11 protein-coding genes are annotated in these 17,795 nt (G+C 71.4%); 8 read left to right on the top strand and 3 right to left on the bottom strand.

Features of this window, described 5'->3' with window-relative positions; translation table 11 throughout:
• Positions 1 to 25: 25 nt before the first annotated feature.
• Entirely contained in the window at positions 26 to 1,120 is a 1,095-nt protein-coding gene (locus ACIO3O_RS25065; protein WP_401749417.1) for a Dyp-type peroxidase, read from the bottom strand.
• A 350-nt stretch (positions 1,121 to 1,470) separates the two neighbouring features.
• Here ACIO3O_RS25065 and ACIO3O_RS25060 point away from each other — a divergent pair, with 350 nt between their 5' ends.
• A complete protein-coding gene (locus ACIO3O_RS25060) occupies positions 1,471 to 2,556 on the top strand; it encodes a right-handed parallel beta-helix repeat-containing protein (RefSeq protein ID WP_401749415.1) in 1,086 nt (361 codons plus the stop codon).
• A 26-nt stretch (positions 2,557 to 2,582) separates the two neighbouring features.
• Here ACIO3O_RS25060 and ACIO3O_RS25055 read toward each other — a convergent pair whose 3' ends face one another.
• Positions 2,583 to 3,344, bottom strand: coding sequence for a hypothetical protein (locus ACIO3O_RS25055; RefSeq protein ID WP_401749413.1), 762 nt, complete (start codon positions 3,342 to 3,344; stop codon positions 2,583 to 2,585).
• Between the two features lie 256 nt (positions 3,345 to 3,600).
• Positions 3,601 to 6,864: a collagen binding domain-containing protein gene (locus ACIO3O_RS25050; RefSeq protein WP_401749411.1), complete on the bottom strand. Its 3,264-nt coding sequence runs from the start codon at positions 6,862 to 6,864 to the stop codon at positions 3,601 to 3,603.
• Between the two features lie 365 nt (positions 6,865 to 7,229).
• On the opposite strand from ACIO3O_RS25050, the gene ACIO3O_RS25045 reads away from it, so the two are divergent.
• The 7 genes from ACIO3O_RS25045 (at position 7,230) to ACIO3O_RS25015 (ending at position 17,737) form a co-directional block, all read left to right on the top strand.
• Complete coding sequence (locus tag ACIO3O_RS25045) at positions 7,230 to 8,456, top strand: hypothetical protein (protein WP_401749410.1); 1,227 nt, start codon at positions 7,230 to 7,232, stop codon at positions 8,454 to 8,456.
• Between the two features lie 109 nt (positions 8,457 to 8,565).
• Positions 8,566 to 9,474: a diiron oxygenase gene (locus ACIO3O_RS25040; protein WP_401749408.1), complete on the top strand. Its 909-nt coding sequence runs from the start codon at positions 8,566 to 8,568 to the stop codon at positions 9,472 to 9,474.
• 222 nt (positions 9,475 to 9,696) lie between these two features.
• Entirely contained in the window at positions 9,697 to 10,701 is a 1,005-nt protein-coding gene (locus ACIO3O_RS25035) for a PDR/VanB family oxidoreductase (RefSeq protein WP_401749407.1), read from the top strand.
• Positions 10,702 to 10,764: 63 nt separating this feature from the next.
• Positions 10,765 to 11,466 carry a glutamine amidotransferase gene (locus ACIO3O_RS25030; protein ID WP_401749405.1) on the top strand — a complete coding sequence of 234 codons (702 nt, stop codon included), beginning with the start codon at positions 10,765 to 10,767 and terminating at the stop codon, positions 11,464 to 11,466.
• Between the two features lie 468 nt (positions 11,467 to 11,934).
• Entirely contained in the window at positions 11,935 to 15,000 is a 3,066-nt protein-coding gene (locus ACIO3O_RS25025; protein ID WP_401749403.1) for an AfsR/SARP family transcriptional regulator, read from the top strand.
• Between the two features lie 145 nt (positions 15,001 to 15,145).
• Positions 15,146 to 15,928 (top strand): methyltransferase domain-containing protein, encoded by a 783-nt coding sequence (locus tag ACIO3O_RS25020; protein ID WP_401749402.1) that lies wholly within the window; start codon positions 15,146 to 15,148, stop codon positions 15,926 to 15,928.
• 324 nt (positions 15,929 to 16,252) lie between these two features.
• Positions 16,253 to 17,737 carry a sugar transferase gene (locus tag ACIO3O_RS25015; RefSeq protein ID WP_401749400.1) on the top strand — a complete coding sequence of 495 codons (1,485 nt, stop codon included), beginning with the start codon at positions 16,253 to 16,255 and terminating at the stop codon, positions 17,735 to 17,737.
• The last annotated feature ends 58 nt before the right edge of the window (positions 17,738 to 17,795 follow it).

Raw genomic sequence — 17,795 nt, 5'->3', positions numbered from 1 at the left:
CTCTCCCGGTCTGCCGGAGAGTCGGTCAGTTCCAGCTGACGGTCCGCCCCTCGCCGAACCGCGGCAGCACGTAGCCGACGGCCGAGGCGCGGTGTTCGGTGAAGCGGCTCATCGCGTCCGACTCCGACAGCCGCTGCTGGACCCGGGTGAAGAGGGCCGGGTCCCGCATGAAGGCGAGGAACAGCAGTCCGCGTCCGGCGGGCCCGTCGTCGTAGGAATAGCCGCGGCGGAGCATACGGGCTCCCTGGTCGAGCCGTGAGTGGGCCAGCCGGACGTGGGCGTCGACCGGGATCACGTACTGGCCCTCGGGTGTCTTCGCGTACAGGTCCACCGGATCGCGTTCGGATGTGGCGCCGAGCGGTGCACCACTGTCCCGGTGGCGGCCGACGACGCGTTCTTGTGCTGTGGGGGGAAGCGCGGCGAAGCCGCGGACGTCCATGTGGATGCGCCGGTAGACGAGGTACGTGGTGCCGTCGGGGTGCCAGAGCCAGCGGCGGTACTCCGACGACGGCGGGTTCTCCGTGCCGTCCTTGAAGCCGAAGAGGTTGCGGGGTGTCGCCCCGGGCGTGGTGGGCGGCAGGAAGCCCTCCTGTCGCCAGCGGGGCGCGAGGGCGGCGTGCGTGGAGGCCGTGAAGCGGCCGGCCGCCTCCCGGCATGCGGCGGCCGTCGGGCCCGCCCACAGGACGAGCAGGTCTCCGCCGGAGCGGGCCGGGTCGAGCCGGTCGCCGGGGAAGCGTGGCGGCTCGCGGAGCAGTGCCGGAGTGCGCAGACCCAGCGTGCGGTACAGGCCGGGCAGGGCGACGGCGGTGGCGGTGGCACCCGTGCCGCGGCCGCGCGACCAGGCCAGCAGGGAGGCCGTGACGGCGACCTGGTCGGCGTGGCGCAGGTCGTACGAGGCCAGGAGCACATACGGAGCAGGGGGGCCCGTCACGCCTTCCTGGCTGGACGGCTGCGCGTCGACACCGGCCTCCGTGCCGCCCTGCTGTCCGGGTGCGGTGGCGCGGACGGCCGGGGCCGAGGAGGCGCATCCGGCAGCGAGGAGGGTGACGGCGGGAAGCGCGCCGAGGGCCGCGCGACGTCCCAGGGAGCCCGGACGGTGGGCGGGGAGATCACCACGCATGGGTGTCGGAAGCCTTTCCGTGGAATACGGCCGAGCCGGCGGTACGTCCGGAAGCGACGGATCGCGGCACCGGAGGAAGCCGCCCATAAGTTACACCTGTCCCCATGAAGCCATTTGTAGGCAGAAGCCTCTTCCGCGGCCTTTGTTCGCTGATCACTGCTTTGGCCCTGGGATCAGCGGCGCTCACGGGTTGTGCGGGCTCCCACGGAACTGCCCGGCCCGGCCCGACGGGCGGGCCCGCCGAACTCCGCGTTCCCGCCGCCTATCCGACCATCCAGGAAGCCGTGGACGTCGCACGTTCGGGTGATCTTGTCCTGGTGGCACCGGGTGTGTACAGGGAGGAGGTGCACGTGCGCCGTCCCGGTGTGGTCCTGCGCGGCGAGAGCCGCGACAAGGTGGTCGTCGACGGTCAGTTCACCCGCTTCAACGGCATCACCGTGACGGGCGCGGGCTCGGTCGTCGAGAACCTGACCGTACGCAACCACCTCGCCAACGGTGTGCTGTTCACCGGCGTCACCGACCGGGAACTCCAGCGCGCCGGGGCCGGGGGCTCGGGCTACGACCCGCTCGACACGGCGAAGTTCCCCGCGCTCAAGGGCTTCCGCGCCTCGTACGTCACCGCGCACAACAACGCGCTGTACGGCATCTACGCGTTCGACGCGCGCGACGGCGTCATCGAGCACAGTTACGGCTCGGGGCACTCGGACTCGGGGATCTACGTCGGCCAGTGCGACCCCTGCAACACCGTCGTGCGCGACAACACCGTCGAGCACAACGCGATCGGCATCGAGGTCACCAACGCCTCGACGAACCTCGCCTTCGTCGCGAACACGGTGCGGGCCAACCGGGTCGGCATCACCGTCAACTCGAACAACCTCGAAGCCCTGGGCCCGCAGCACGACGCGGCCGTCGTCGGCAACACGGTCACCGGGAACAACGACGCCGCCAGCCCCGAACAGGCCGACGGGGGCTTCGGCGTGGGCATCGGCATCGGGGGCGGCACCCGCAACCTCGTCGCCCGCAACCTCCTGCGGGACCACCGCGTCGCCGCGTTCCGTCTCCAGGACGTGCAGGGCTATCCGGTGCGCGGCAACACCGTGAAGGACAACGCGGTGGGCGGGGCGACCGCTGCCGGGCTGGTGCTGGAGGCCGCTCGTACGGGCGGCAACTGCTATCAGGGCAACGGAGGCACGCGCAGCCTCCCGGCCGCCCTGCCGCCCGAGGTCACCCGGTGTCCGGGGCGCGACGCCGCGCTGACGGGCGGACGCCCCCGGCTTCCCTCGGCCGGGGTCCCGCCGGGCATCTCCTTCCGCGAGGTCGCCGCGCCCGGGCCGCAGCCGCAGCTTCCCGGTGGTGCTCGCGCGGCCGTCCGCCCGGCGCACGGTCTGCCGGGCGCGGTGGACCTGAACACCTACCGGCTGCCTTCGAGCGGCTGACGGCACGGTGGGTGGGGCGGGACCTGTCAGGGCGTCCGCCGCCACGGCGCGTCCGGGACCCGGACCTTCGGGGCGACCGGTCGCAGGTCCAGCCGGACGGGCCGGTCCAGTCCCGGGAGCACCATCTCCACCCGGCCGAGCCGCCCCTGCGCGTCCACCCAGTACGTCAGCGGGGAGACCGAACCGGCGGCGGCGTTCTTGGGGCGCGGTCCCGAGAAGACGGTGTGCACGCGTCCGTCGACGGTCTCCTCGCGCAGTCGCCTGGGGCCGGACTGGGCGAGGAGCTGGGCGTTGTCGGGGCGGTTCCCGGCCAGGGACATGGTCAGGCGCAGTGCCGCGTCCAACGGGTCGGTGCTGTAGGCACGCGGCGACCACGCCCGGGCCGGAACGGCCTTCGCCGTCGCCGCGATTCCGGGGGCGGTGGTGTCGGTGCGCCCGGGCGTGCCGGTCGACACGGCCAGGCCGCTCTGGTCCCAGGCCAGCGCACCGGCGATGCGGGCAGTGGCCGTTCCGGTCCGGTACACGCCGACCGCCCGGTGGGCGCGGTAGTCCAGCACGCCGTGCACCTCGGTGGTATCCGCCCCGTCGGGCACGTGGACGGCCACGGCGAGGGGGCTGCTCTCGTACGCGTGGAAGCGTGCCATCGCCAACCGTTGGGCCTCGGCGACGGTGACCGGGCGGGGGTCGAGGTCTCCATCCGGTTCCCGGACGGCGACGCCCGCCACGGCGGCGGTGGCGACGAGCAGGGCGCAGGCGCCCCAGAGCAGGGGGCGGCGTGGACGGGCCATGGGTTCCTCTTCCTCCCCGGCGCGTGGGCGCCGGATGTGCTCGGCCTGCGGGATGGCGCTGGGGGGTGGGGGACGGATTCCGGGCGGGCCGTCCGTACACGGACGACGTCGAAGGGCCGGCCGTCCCGTACACGGACAGCTTCGAGGAGCGCGGTGTGCGGAACGCGGAGCGCCACGGCAGATGGCCCCCGCCGAGAAGGGCGGGGGCCACCTGGCGGTCATGACGGCCGGCCGGCTCCGTGCGGGAGCGGACGGGTCACTTCTTCTTCTTTTCCTCTTCCTTGGGCTCGTTCTTCAGCGTCACCGTGGCACTGAGGCTGTTCTCGCTGATGCGGTGCGGGCCCGAGGTGCGGTTCGCGGGCAGCTGATAGCCGTCGGGTACCGCCGTCTCGTACAGGTAGTACGCGCCCTCGTCGAGCTTCTCGTAGCGGCACCTGCCCTGTGCGTCCGTGGCGCAGCCGGGGTCGGTGAGGGAGTCGGCCCGGGCGCCGGTGCGCTGGAGGCCGGGGGTGCCGTTGGTCTCCTTCCAGAGCTGGAAGACCGCGCCGGGCACGAGCCGGCCCGTCTTGGCGTCCTTCTTGACGATCGTGATCTCGCCCTTGACGGGTTCGTTCTGGTTCGGCTCGTTGGCGGCCTGCACCTCGGCGCCCCGGGTGACGTTGCCGAGGTCCAGGACGAGCGGGCCGAGGACGGGGTTCACGGGCGGCTGGTAGCCCTCCGGAGCCTCCGTCTCCTGCCAGTAGTAGGTGCCCAGCGGCACCTTGCCCGAGGTGCACGCACCGCGTCCGTCGGTCGTGCAGACGGAACCGACCTTCGTGTCCGGGGTGTCGCCGTCCATCTGCAGACCGTCCTGGGAGTTCGACTCCCGCCACAGCTGGAACTTCGCCCCGGCGAGCGGCCTGCCCGTGGCGGAGCTGGTCTTGAGGACCCGCACCTCGCCGTCCGGCTGGTTGGTGGCCTTCGCCTCCGCGCCCCGCGCGTAGTTGTCGAAGTCCAGGACGAGCGGGCCGAAGACGGGGTTCACGGGCGGCCGGTAGCCCTCCGGAGCCTCCGTCTCCTGCCAGTAGTAGGCGCCGAGCGGAACGTCGTCCGAGGTGCACAGGCCGCGTTCGTCGGTCGTGCAGACGGAACCGACCTTGGCGTCCGGGGTGTCGCCGTCCATCTGGAGACCGTCCTGGGAGTTCGACTCCCGCCACAGCTGGAACTTCGCCCCGGCCAGGGGCTTGCCCGTGGCGGCGTCGGTCTTGACGATCCGCACCTTGCCGTCCGGCTGGTTGTAGCCGAAGTCGTAGGTGTGGTTGTCCTGGCCCGCGTCACCGGTGGTGATCGTGTGCTCGGGGTACGTGCCGCCCGCCGGGACCTTGCCGTCGCTGTCGATGAAGTCGTTGCCGCCGGCGTCGTTCTTGGTGACCGCCCACCGGAAGAGCGGGCCGCCGTCCTCGTAGTCGGCCGGGTTGTCGATCTTGATCGTGTACTGGGTGCGGAACGTCAGGCCGCCCGGCACGTTCGAGTTGTCGAAGTAGTACTCGCCCCGGCTGGTCGTCTTCGTGGTGGCGACCTTGTTGCCGCTCGCGTCGTACAGGTTGACCGTGGCGCCCGGGACCGGCTTCTCGCCCGGGTCCTGGATGCCGTCCTTGTCGACGTCGTACCAGACGCGGTTGCCGATCTGGATCGGTGCCTCGTCGCAGAGGACCTCCAGGTCGGCCATGGCGCCGCCCTTGCCGAAGGACGTGTTCAGGATGTTGCCGCCCTGCGCGTTGGGCGAGGGCTTGGTGCCGTCGCGGTTCACGTGCATGGTGCCGCTGTTGTAGGTGGTGTCGATGACGTCGATGCCGGAGGTGGCGACGGTGTCCTCGACCTTGGACAGCGCGATGCCGGAGAACGCGGATTCCAGGTGCCAGACGGTCCGCCACTCGCCGGGGTAGTACTCCAGGACGTCCGCCGGCTGACCGCCGTTGTTCTGCGGGGTGCCGTTGTTGGTGCAGCCGCCGTTGCCGTCCAGGACGAACGTGCCGTCGGGGCCCTTGCAGGCGCGGTTCAGGTCGCCGCCGGAGGACGGGTCGGCCAGACCGCCGCCGATCTTGGTGCGCAGGCCCTGGCCCGTCTGGTCGGCGTGCCGGTCGCGGAAGCCGAGGATGAGGTCGCCGTCGGTGTCCACGACGACGTCGCCCAGGATCGGCTGCGGGTAGGCGTACCGGGTGGTGCAGGTCTTGCCGTCCTGCTGGTCGCGGTAGCCGTCCGCCCAGGGGTACCAGGCGGCGCCCTTGCAGTTGGCCGGCAGGTTGTCCGCGATGCCGCGGGGGTAGTCGAGCTTCTGGTTCATGACGACGCCGGTGAAGTTCCCGGCCGCGGCGTCGAAGGTCTGGACGACGGCGCGCATGTCCGCCTTGTTCTGTGTCGACTCGGCGGAGCAGACGCCGCCGACGTAGACGGTGCCGTCCTGCACCCCGAGGCCGAACGGACGCCAGTCGTCGCCCGAGGAACAGCCCGGGTCCGGGATGTCGTACGAGGCCTTGGGCGCGGCCGCGGTCTTCTGCGTGGCGTCGTACCGGTAGAGCTTGCGGTCGTTCAGGTTGACGACGTACAGGTCCTTGCCGTCCTCCGAGACCTCCACGTCGCCGAGGGACTCCTTGGTCACCTTCGGGCTGAAGGAGAGGTCCATGTCGGTGGACATCTGGTGCTCAGTGGTGCCGACGTTCGGGACCTTGGTGAACAGCGACAGGGCGTTGCCGTTCGTCCGGTCGGAAAGGTAGATCGCGCCGGGGCCCTCGGGGCCGTACTTCGAGGCGCGGCGGGCGAAGGCGCCGGAGAAGACCCACTTCTTCTGCTTGGACCAGCCGATGCCGTACAGGGCACCCGTGTCGCCCTTGGTCGCCATGTCCGTGGTCTGGTTGTTGTTGCCCCGCGCGTTGTACGGAAAGGACACCAGTGTGCGGCGGGTGTCGGCCTCGGGGCCGTCGGAGGTGTCCTTGCCGATGCAGGCGGTCACCAGATCGGCGTTCTTCTGGCAGTAGTCGCCCGGGTTCCAGAACGCGGTGGTGAACTCGACGTTCTGCCCGCCGGTGACGTCGACGAACTCCTCGGTGCTGGTCAGCGCATTGACGTCGCCCTTGAGGAGGCCGCCCTCGTGGTCGGCGAAGGCCGAGAACAGGACGCCCGGCTTCGGGTTGACGACCTGGGCGCGGTACTTGCCGCCCTTGAGAGCCGTGTTGGCGGGGGTGAATGCGGCGACGCCGTCGGCGCCGGTCCTGGCGGTGACGGTGGTGCCCGCGTCGTCGGTGAGGCGGACCTCGACCTGGTTCAGGGCGGGTTCCAGCACCCGGTCCCAGGTGCCGTTGGCGTTGACCTCGCGGACGACCCGCACCTTCACGGTGCCGTCGCCCGCATCCGCCTGGGCGGGCGCGGCACCGAGGAGGCTGCCGGTGGTGAGGAGGGGAAGTGTCAGGCCGAGGGAGAGCGCGCGGCTGTGGACGGCGCGCACGGGTCTGCGCCGATGCGCACCGTGGGGAGGGGTGGTCAAAGCGTCTCCTTGAGTCCTTCGGAGCTGGAGGGTGCACCGACGCACTGTTCTCCGTTTCAGCAGAAGAACCGCTCATCGGTACACCCTGCATAGCCACGGACCCGAGGTCCCGCGAAGGCTGGCGCCCGACGTTGCGCCGTTCCGCGAGGATTCCACCTGATTGGCCGTCACCTGATGCCTCGTAAGCAGGCGGCGGACACCGCGTGGGAAGGCCCTCCCGGCTCGCCCCGGCGTGGCCGGGCGCAGGCCGACCGGACCGCTCGCGAAGCCGCTGCAACGAGTTCTGCAAGAGGTGCTGCAACCCCCGCCCGCACGATGAGGACTTCCTCGCGAACGGCCCTCGAACGAACAAGGAGCGGACGGGAATGCACATCCTCACCGGAGTGAACATGATGTCCAAGGAGCTCGTCCTCGTGCACGCGGAGGAGGACAAGCTCGTCACGGTGCCCCTCGAAAGCCTCCACGGCTGGCAGCCCGCCAGCCTCCAGCACTCGTGGATCGCCTCCGACGAGGTGACCGTGTACATCGCCACGGACGCGATCCCGCCGTTCCGCGGGTCCGTCGTCGTGCTGCACCTGAACGGCATCGACTGGGACTCCGGCATGGCCGACGTGGAGATCCGGCAGATCGTTCCGCTGGACGTCACCGGGACGCCGTCCGACATGCCGAACCTCAAGCAGACCTCGCCGAAGCAGCCGATCATGCCGTGGACGCGACCCCTGTACACGCAGACGCACGGCCCGACCTTCCTGCCGCGTTCGAGGTTCACGTACATCACGCACTACACGGACGACCGTGTGCGCGGCTTCAGGATCAGGTCGGACGGCACGCTGGAGCAGCGTGTCCTGTATTCCGACCGTGCGCTGACGCGGCAGACCCACGGGGTCAATTTCAACCCGGAGGGCACCGTCGGACTGGGTGTCGGGTACGACTACGACATCGGTGAGGTACGGGTCTACCGCCCGGACCGGCACACCGGCGACGTCGTGGCGACGCACGCGATCACACTGGGGACCGAGACCGAGTACGGGGCGTTCGCGCACTACGCGAGCTGGATCGACAACCGCTACGCCTACGTCGGGACCATGCAGGTCGGGTCCACGTCCAGGACGCCCCAGGGGGCGACGGTGCTCGGTCCTGGCGTGTGGCTGGTCGACACCGAGCTGGACACCGCCGAGCGCGTCATCGGGCCCACCCGCACGGCGACGGGTGCGGGCATGTACCGGTCGCCGTCGGACCTGGCGATCGCGAAGGGGAAGCTGTACGTCGCGGAGGAGGACTCGTGGGGGCCGCAGTTCGACAGCCCCTTCAACTACGGGCGGGACGGCTACATCTCGATCTGGGACATCGCGGACCCCGCGCACCCCGTCTTCCTCAAGCGGCTGCGTCCCGGCCGTGAACTGCCCGCCGACTTCCGCAACGCGCACACCGCCACGGCCATGTTCGACGAGGACTCCGTATTCGTCTCCAGCTTCGTCAGCGACCACCTGATCCGGATCGACACCAACACGGACAAGGTGGCCAAGATCTACGACTGCGACGACGGACTGATGATGTTCCACGGCGAATTCGCCGCCGGACGGAACCGATGACGCGGCGCGACGGAAACCGGACACCACTCATTCTGGAGACGAATTCGTGTTGACGAACCAAGGCCCGGACCTGAAGGCCGGGACCGACGACCTTTCCCACACCAAAATCATGCTGGAGCGGCTGGCCGCCAGTTGGCCCCGCCGGGCCCAGGTGAAGAAGCCGGAAAGGGAACCGTTCTTCGAGGCCGGCAAGGAGGACTTCCTGGAGAGCCTCCTGCCGTTCCGGCACATGCCGCAGTACCTGTCCGGTCCGCCCGAGCTCAGGTCGCGGATCCTGAGTGCCGGTTGGCTGATGTACAACGCCAAGACCGTGCAGATCGAGACGGAGATCGTGAATCCGGCCTGTCTCGACATCCTCCGGGGGACCATGCCCGGACTGCCCCTGGAAGCCGTGCAGACAGCGGTCTGCGAAACGATGGTCGACGAGGTGTACCACGTGCACCTCGTGGAACAGGCGAGCCGGCTGACGCGCAGCCGCCGCGGGCTGGAGGATCTGGTGATTCCCCAGTTCAACCTGGTCGGCCACATGAAGGAGCGGCAGCAGCGTTCCGCTGATCCCGGGCAGCGGCGCATGATCCAGTTCGCCACGGCGGTGGTGTCGGAGATCTTCATCAGCGACTATCTGCACCTGCTCAGCGAAAGCCAGGAGATCCAGTCGTTCAACCGCATGACGGTGGCGGCGCACCGGCACGACGAAATGGTGCACAGTCCGCTGTTCATGTCCCTGGCGCAGTTGTTCTCGCACGGGCTGACCGAAGCGCAGCGGGCCGCCTTCGCCGATGTGCTGGCCGAACCCGTCGTCTGGTTCGCCGACCGGGAACTGGACGTATGGCTTTCCCTGCTGCGGCAGCTCGGGTTCCCGCGGGCCGACGAAATGATCGGGGAATGCAGGAATTCCGGTGCCGCCGACCTGACGGCGCTGGACTATTCGGCGATCGTCTCCATGGCGCAGGAGATCGGACTCCTGGACTCCGCCGCCGCGCGCGACAGCTTTGCGCGGCAGGGACTGATCGCCTGACCGGGAAGGCCCGGTGCGCGCGACGAGGGAGACGCACCGGGTCCGTCCCGTCCGCATCCGTACCGCACGCGGCTCCGGGCGGCGGCGCGCCGTGCGGATGCAGCCGTGGCACGGCCCGCGGACCGGAACTGCGCCGGCCCGGGGGCCGTGTCACCGCGTTCCGCCCTCCCTCCCCCTCATCCGTCCCGATCCACTCGCACCGAGCGCAGGAGTACGTACGACATGTCAGTCGACACCATCGAATTACTGGCGCCGCCGGCGCCCGGACCACGTCAGGAATGCACCACCGTCCTTCGCGTCGGCGCACGGGAGAACGCCGCGGACGGCGTCGTCACCCTCACCCTCGTCGACCCGGCCGGGCGAGAGCTCCCCCGCTGGACCCCGGGGGCCCACATCGACCTGGTGCTTTCGGAGATCGGCTGCGTACGGCAGTACTCGCTGTGCGGCGACCCCGCCGACCGGTACGCCTGGCGCATCGCCGTGCTGCTCGAACCCGGCGGCCGCGGCGGCTCCCGCCATGTGCACGAGGCGCTGGGCAGGGGTGCGACCGTGCTGGTGCGCGGGCCCCGCAACCACTTCCCGCTGGACCCCTCGCCCCGCTGCCTGTTCGTCGCGGGCGGCATCGGCATCACGCCCCTCCTGCCGATGGTGGCCGCGGCCGAGGCGGCGGGGCGGGACTGGGAGCTCCTGTACGGCGGGCGCTCCCGGTCCTCCATGGCCTTCCTCGACGAACTGGCCGCCTACGGAGGGCGGGTGCGGGTCCATCCGCAGGACGAGGCCGGGCTGCTCCCCCTGGGCCAGGTACTGGACACGCCGCGCCGGGACTGCCTGGTGTACTGCTGCGGGCCCGAGCCGCTGGTCGCCGCCGTGGAGAGCCGCTGCACCGGCTGGCCGCAGAACAGTCTGCGCACCGAGCGGTTCAGCGCCCGGCCGGTGCCATGGCAGGAGGAGGAACGTTCCACGGGTTTCGAGGTGGTGTGCCGGCGCTCCGGGCTGACGCTGGACGTCGCACCGCACGAGTCGATCCTCGACGTGGCCGACCGGGCGGGCGTACGGACGTTCGCGGCCTGTCGTGAGGGGATCTGCGGGACGTGCGAGACGCGTGTTCTCGCCGGGGTCCCCGAGCACCGGGACGCGATCCTCACCGACCAACAGAAGGCGGCCGGGGAGACCATGATGATCTGCGTCTCCCGCTCCCTCGGCTCCCGGCTCGTGCTGGACCTGTGAACAGCGCGCGCCCCGGCACAGGACGATCAGGACCACCACTCCCGGAATGCGGAGATGAGCGAGATGGCAGAAGCAGTGGCGATCCGGCACATCGCCTTCGAGGACCTCGGTTCCTTCGAACAGGTGCTGCGGGACAGGGACTTCGACGTCACGTACGTGGACGCCGCCCAGGGCCGTGTGCGGGAGCGTGTCGAACGGCTCCGGCCGGACGTGCTGGTCGTGCTCGGCGGGCCGATGGGGGCGGGCGAGACGGAGGCGTACCCCTTCCTGGAGGAGGAGACGGCGCTGATACGGGCGCACCTCTCGCGCGCGAAACCCCTCCTCGGCATCTGTCTGGGCGCGCAGCTGATCGCCGCGGCCCTCGGTGCCAAGGTGGTGCCCGCCGGGGCCAAGGAGATCGGCTGGGGGCGCGTGGACCTGTCCGGGGAGGGGGCGGTGTCCCCGCTCGCCGGGCTGACGGCACCCGTACTGCACTGGCACGGCGACACCTTCGACCTGCCTCCGGGGGCGACGCACCTCGCCTCCACCCCGGTGTGCCGCAACCAGGCTTTCGCTCTTGGGCGCACCGTGCTGGGGCTGCAGTTCCACGCGGAGGTGCGGGGTTCGGCCGTCGAGTCCTGGCTCATCGGCCATGCGTACGAGATCTCGCAGGCGCCCGGTGTGTCCGTACAGCAGATCCGGACGGACACCCACCGGTATGCGGCGCTGATGGAGGAGCAGGGACGGCGGTTCTTCGGCCGTTGGCTCGACGGTGCGCGGGCGTAGAGCGGGCCGGGCGGCGCGGTGGGTGACGGAGGGAGACGCGCCGCGGGAGGACGGAGGCGGCCGGGACCCATGGGCCCGGCCGCCTCGTCGTCGTGGTGGGTCACCGTTGGTCGTGGTGGTGGGATGCCGCGTCCGCACGACAGGAAGACGCGTCCGCACGGCAGGAAGACGTGACTCCGGCTTTAACCTTCCCGCGCACCGTCGGGCGCCGTGCGTGCGTCCTTCCCGGGGAGTGACGCGGAAGGTCTCCCGCACGCGGGCCTTCCCGGCCGGACGGCCGCCGCCGGGTACGGCGCGGGGCGTCCGGGTGGGGCGGCAGGTCCTCGTGCGGGTCAATGATGCGGGGCGGGTCTGGGCACCCGTCCCTGCCGGCACGAAGGGGCCTCACGGGGGTTGTCCGGAGGGCGTCGTGCCGGTTGGCTTGAGGGCGACCGCCCCACGGGGGCGGCGTCGTTGGAGGATCAATCGATGTCCGGAACGCTTCGGTTCGATCTGCTCGGCCCGATGCGGGTGTGGCGCGGCGACGAGGAACTGGACGCCGGGCCCGTGCAGCAGCGGGTGCTGCTCGCCGTGCTCCTGCTGCATGTCAACCGGCCCGTGTCCCGGGAGACGCTCGTGGAGGCGGTGTGGGGCACGGCACCCCCGGGACGGGCGGTGAACCTGGTGCAGCGGCACGCGGCGGGACTGCGCCGGGTGCTGGAGCCGGACCGTCCGGCGCGCGCCCCGTCGCGGCTGCTGAACTGGACGGCCGCCGGGTACCTGTTGACCGTGCCGGCCGGCGCTCTGGACTGCGCCCTGCTCACCGAGCAGCGGGAACGGGGCCGGGCGGCCCGCGCCGCGGGGGACCTGCCCGCGGCGGCCGAGGCGCTGCACGCCGCACTGGACCTGTGGCAGGGGCGGCTGTGCGAGGGACTGGCCAGTCCCCTGCTCGACGCCGAGCGGGACCGGTGGGAGGAGCAGCGGCTGGGTGTGCTGGAGGAGCGCATCGAGGTCGATCTGGCGTTGGGCACGGACGCGGATCTCGTCGGCGAGCTGCGCCGCCTGATCGCGGCCCACCCGCTGCGGGAGAGACTGCACAGTCTGCTGATGCGGACCCTGCACCGCGCCGGTCGACAGGGCGAGGCCTTGCGGGCCTACCAGGGGGCCCGGCGGCTGCTGGCGGACGAGCTGGGCATCGAGCCGGGGGCAGAACTGCGGCGCGTGCACCAGCAGATCCTGGCGGCCGACGCCGCACTGGATCCGCCGGTCGCCTCCCACCCGGCAACCGTCGGCGCGTCCCGCGCGGCTCCTGCGGGCACGGCGCATGCGGGTCCGGGTCACGCGTCCCGGCGGTCCGCCGCCGTCGCACCGCGGTCCGGGGGCACGGCCCGTCCGGTGTCCGCGGACCCACCGCGTCCGGTGTCCGCGGACCCACCGCGGCGGGGCGGCCGCACGGCACCCGCCGCCCCCGGCAATCTGCCCACCGAGCTGACCAGTTTCGTCGGCCGCGACCAGGAACTGGCGCGCGTGCGCGAGCTGTTGGCCGGTCACCGGCTGGTGACGCTCACCGGCGTCGGCGGCGTCGGCAAGACGCGTCTCGGGCTGCGCGCGGCACTGAATCTCCAGCCGTCCTTCCGGGACGGGGTGTGGCTGGTCGAGCTGGCCGGGCTCTCGGATCCCGGGCTCGTCGCGCACGCGGTGGCCGCGGCGCTGGACCTGCACGACCAGACGGGTCGCGCTCCGCTGGCCTCCCTGGTCCGGCATCTGCGGGAACGGGAGGTGCTGTTGGTCCTCGACGACTGCGAGCACCTGCTGCACGCCTGTGCCGTCCTGGTCGACACGCTGCTGCGGGCCGCTCCGCATCTGCGGGTCGTCGCCACGAGCAGGCAGCCGCTGGCGGTCGACGGGGAACGCATCGTTCCCGTACCGCCGTTGCGGGTGCTGCCGGACGTCCGGCACGAGGGTGCGGAGGGGGCCGGGGCGGACGAGGAGACGCCCGCCGTGACGCTGTTCGCGCACCGGGCCCGCGCGGCGGTTCCGTGCGGGTTCCCGATGTCGGCGCAGACCCGGGCGACGGTGACCCGGATCTGTCAGCGGCTCGACGGCATCCCGCTGGCGATCGAGCTGGCGGCCGGGCGGCTGCGGACCTTGGACCCCGACCAGCTCCTGGCCCGGCTGGACGACCGGTTCCGGGTGCTGACGACGGCCCGGCCCACCGCGCTGCCCCGGCACCAGACGCTGCGGGCGACGGTGTGCTGGAGCTTCCATCTGTGCACCGGCGACGAGCGGTTGCTGTGGGTGCGTCTGTCGACCTTCACCGACGCCTTCGACCTGGAGGCCGCCGAGGCCGTCTGTGCCGGTGAGGATCTTCCGGCCGGGGAGATCTACGCCCTCGTCGACGGCCTCGTGGACAAGTCGGTCCTGATCCGCGAGCGGACCCCGGCCGGTATCCGCTTCCGGCTCCTGGAGACGCTCCGCGAGTACGGGCGCGACCAGGTCCGCGACCCGGACCTGCGGACCGCGCTGCGCCGCCGCCACCGCGACCACTACCTGGCGCTGGCCGAGCGGGGCGAGGCGCAGTGGTTCGGCCCCGGCCAGGCGCGCTGGGCGGACCGGCTGCGGCTGGAGCACGCCAACTTCCGCGAGGCGCTGGGGTTCTCCTTCACCGCGCCCGACGAGGGCCTGGCCGGTGTCCGGCTGGCCGCCGCGCTGTATTCGTTCTGGGTGGCGTGCGGGTACGTGGAGGAGGCGCGGCGCTGGCTGGAGCAGGCGCTGTGCCTGGCCGGCGAACCGTCGCCGGAGCGTGCCAAGGCGCTGTGGGTGATGAGCCGGATCGCGTATCTGCGCGGGGACGTCGCCGAGAGCCTCGCGCGGGCCGAGGAGTGCCGGGAGCTGGCCCGGCTGCTCGGCGACGGCACGGCGCTGGCCCACGGCACGCACATGGCGGGCACCGCCACCCTGCTCCGCGACGAGCCCGTGCACGCGCAGCTCCTGCTGGCGCTGGCGCTGGCGGAGTACGCCGCGCACGGCGAGCTGAACAGCATGGTGATCCTGGCGCAGGCGCACCTCGCCATGGCGAGCGTGTTCCTGGGCGTGCCGGGGCAGGCGGTCGAGCTGTGCCGCAAGGCGCGCAGCGTGTGCCGGGCGCACGACGAGAAGTGGTCCCTGTCCTATGCCCTGTACGTCCAGGCCTTCGCCGAGTGGGCCTGCGGGGAGCGGGTGGTGGCGGCCCGGCACGCGCGGGAGTGCCTGCGCATGAAGCGGGACTTCCGCGACCGGCTGGGCACGGCGATGGCCGTCGACCTGCTGGGGTGCATCGCCGCGGCCGAGGGCAGGTGCCATCGGGCGGCGGTGCTGCTGGGGGCCGCGGAGGAGGAGTGGAACACCGTGGGGGTGCCCTGGTTCGGCTCGGCGTACTGGCGTGCCCCGCACGACGAGGCGGAGCGGCGGGCGCGGCGGGAGCTGGGGCACGAGGCCTTCGAGACCGCCCTGTTCGAGGGCACCCGGGTGGCTCCCGGGGACGTCGTCGCGTTCGCCCTGGAGGAGCGCGGCTGACCGGCCGCCCTCCGTTCCCCGGGCGCACGGTGTGCGGGGCGGACGCCCCCGCGCGCCCCGTACTGAATTCGGCGTCCCACTGCGCCCGTTCGCCCGTGAACCTAAGCTGGCGCGAACGGTGAAGCGACCATGGGGGGCGAGTTCGATGAGGGCAGTGGACAAGGGAGCGTTAGCGGTGAAGGCGGGGGTGAAGAGGCTCCTGGGGCGTACGGGGTTCGACATCGTGCGCAGCACCAACAACCGTCAGGGAGTGGACGACTTCCTGCCGTTCGAGGCGACGATGCGGGCCGCACGGGCCGCGGGTCTCTCCGTGGGGGAATACCTCGACGAGGTGATGAACGGGACGCCGGGCGCCACCCAGTCCACGATCGACAAGCTGGGCGGTCTGGGTGTCTTCGCCGCCGGTCCGCGCACGGTACTGGAGATCGGTCCCGGGTCGGGGAGGTATCTGGAGAAGACGCTGAAGGAGTGCTCTCCCGAGCGGTACGAGATCTACGAGACGGCCGCTCCCTGGGCGGCGTACCTGGTGGAGACCTTCGGCGTGGTCGCGCAGCCGACGGAGGGGGCGCGGCTCGCCGCGACGCCCGACGCGAGCGTGGACCTCGTACAGGCGCACAAGGTCTTCAACACCGTCACCTTCCTGATCGCCGCGCGCTACTTCTTCGAGATGGCGCGGGTCACCCGGCCCGAAGGCCGGATCGTGTTCGACGTCATGACGGAGAACTGCCTCGGCCCGGAGGCGGTGCGCACCTGGGCGACAAAGGGCGGCCCCGGCCACGACTCGTATCCGGCGGCGATGCCCCGGCGGGCCTGTGTGGACCTGTTCGCGAGCCTCGGCTGCCGTCTGGAGGCCGAGTTCCTGGCGCCGCTGGGCGTCGCTTCCACGGAGGTCCTCGTCTTCCGGAAGGACGGTGCGACGGAGGGGTGAGTTCCCCTGCGTTTCCGCCCCTCGGGAGCCGCCCGCAAAGGTTGGTCACGAATTTCACACATCCCCTCTCCATCACGGCCACGATGGTCTAGATTGACCGTGCTTCGGCTGTTCGACCGCGAAGCACCGTTAATGATCATTAGGTCCGGTGCTGCGAACGACCGGCACATACGTCTCCGCCGCGGGTAGCGGGCGTCGGGACGTCGCGGGAGGCCGGGGGGCGTCCCGCACAGGGGATCAGTGCGGGGACCGGGGGGTCTCCTGGGGGGGGGAGGAAGCGGTGTTGGGCGAACGCGTCGAACCACTGGCGACCTGGGGGGTCCCGTGCAGCGAGGGGATTTAGTCCGCCCGTTTCCATCGGCGCACACGCGCCCGAGAAACGGGGCAATCAGCAGGCCTTCCGTCGACTGGGAGCAGCGGTACCGACGTACCGTGATCGTCAGCGACACCGTGGCCACCGCCGTCGTGGTCTTCGCGATCGGCAACTTCTTCGGAGTGCGGGATGCCGCCAACTGGCACGAGAAGTGGAACATTCTCGCCGTCGGCACCGAACTCCTCGTCCTGGGCTCGCTCGCGGCCAGCCGGTCCTGGGCTCCGGCCGTACTGGGTCAGGGCGCTGAGGAATTCCGCCGGCTCAGCCGCTCGCTGTTCATGGCGACCGTCGTGCTGGCACTGGGCGGCATCGCCCTGACCTCGCGCAACATCAAACTCTGGATCTTCGTCGCGATGCCGATGATCGTGGTCGTCACCATGATCGCGCGTTATCTGCTGCGTCTGTGGCTGCACAAGCAGCGCAAGGAGGGCCGCTGTCTGCGGCCGGTCCTCGCCGCCGGAAGCCCGGACACCGTACGCGATCTGATCACCCGGACCCGCAAGTTCCCGCACCTCGGCTGGCGGGTGGACGGGCTGTGCACCACGGACGGTCTGGGGCTGAACGACGAGCAGCTGGACGTGGACGGGGTGCCGGTGGTGGGCCGGCTGGCGGACGTCGCCGAGCATGTGCGCCGGGACGGCTACCGGGTCGTCGCGGTCACCCCGGACCCGCACTGGTCGCCGGAGCGACTGCAGCGGCTGGCCTGGAACCTGGAGGGCAGCGACGCGGAGATGGTCGTGGCGCCGGTGCTGATGGAGGTCGCGGGACCCAGGCTGCACATCGACGCGGTGCTGGGCATTCCGCTGCTGCGGGTCAGCATGCCGGTCTTCACCGGCGGCCACCGGGTGGTCAAGGCGGTCGTCGACCGGCTGGGAGCGGCGTTCCTGTTGTTGTTCTTCGCACCGCTGATGGTGTTCGTCTCGCTGCTCGTCCTCGTGGACAGCCGGGGCGGGGTGGTCTACCGCCAGCGCCGGGTCGGCAAGGACGGCCGCGAGTTCACCATCGTCAAGTTCCGCACCATGGTCACCGGTGCGCACGGGGCGCGCGCCGAGCTGGCCGCCCTGGACGAGGGCGCCGGGCTGCTCTTCAAGGTGCGCCGGGACCCCCGGGTGACCCGGGTGGGGGCGGTGCTGCGCCGGTACTCCATCGACGAACTGCCGCAGCTGTTCAACGTGTTGACCGGGTCGATGTCGCTGGTCGGTCCGCGCCCCCCGCTGCCGGAGGAGTCGGCCGCGTACGGGCCGGACATCCGGCGGCGGCTGCTGGTCAAGCCCGGACTGACCGGTCTGTGGCAGATCAGCGGGCGCAGCGACCTGCCGTGGGAGGAGGCGGTGCGCCTGGACCTGCGGTACGTGGAGGACTGGTCGCTCGCCCTGGACGCGGTGATCTTGTGGAAGACGCTGCGTGCCGTGCTGCACGGGCAGGGGGCGTACTGAATGGTCCGCCAAGGACGTGACGCAGGCCGCCGTGGTCTGCCTGGGGGGAGGAACGGGG

Source organism: Streptomyces sp. NPDC087440 (assembly GCF_044744005.1).
GTDB lineage: Bacteria > Actinomycetota > Actinomycetes > Streptomycetales > Streptomycetaceae > Streptomyces.
Note: the sequence above shows the minus strand (reverse complement) of the source record. Positions and strands in the feature narration are given on the sequence as shown.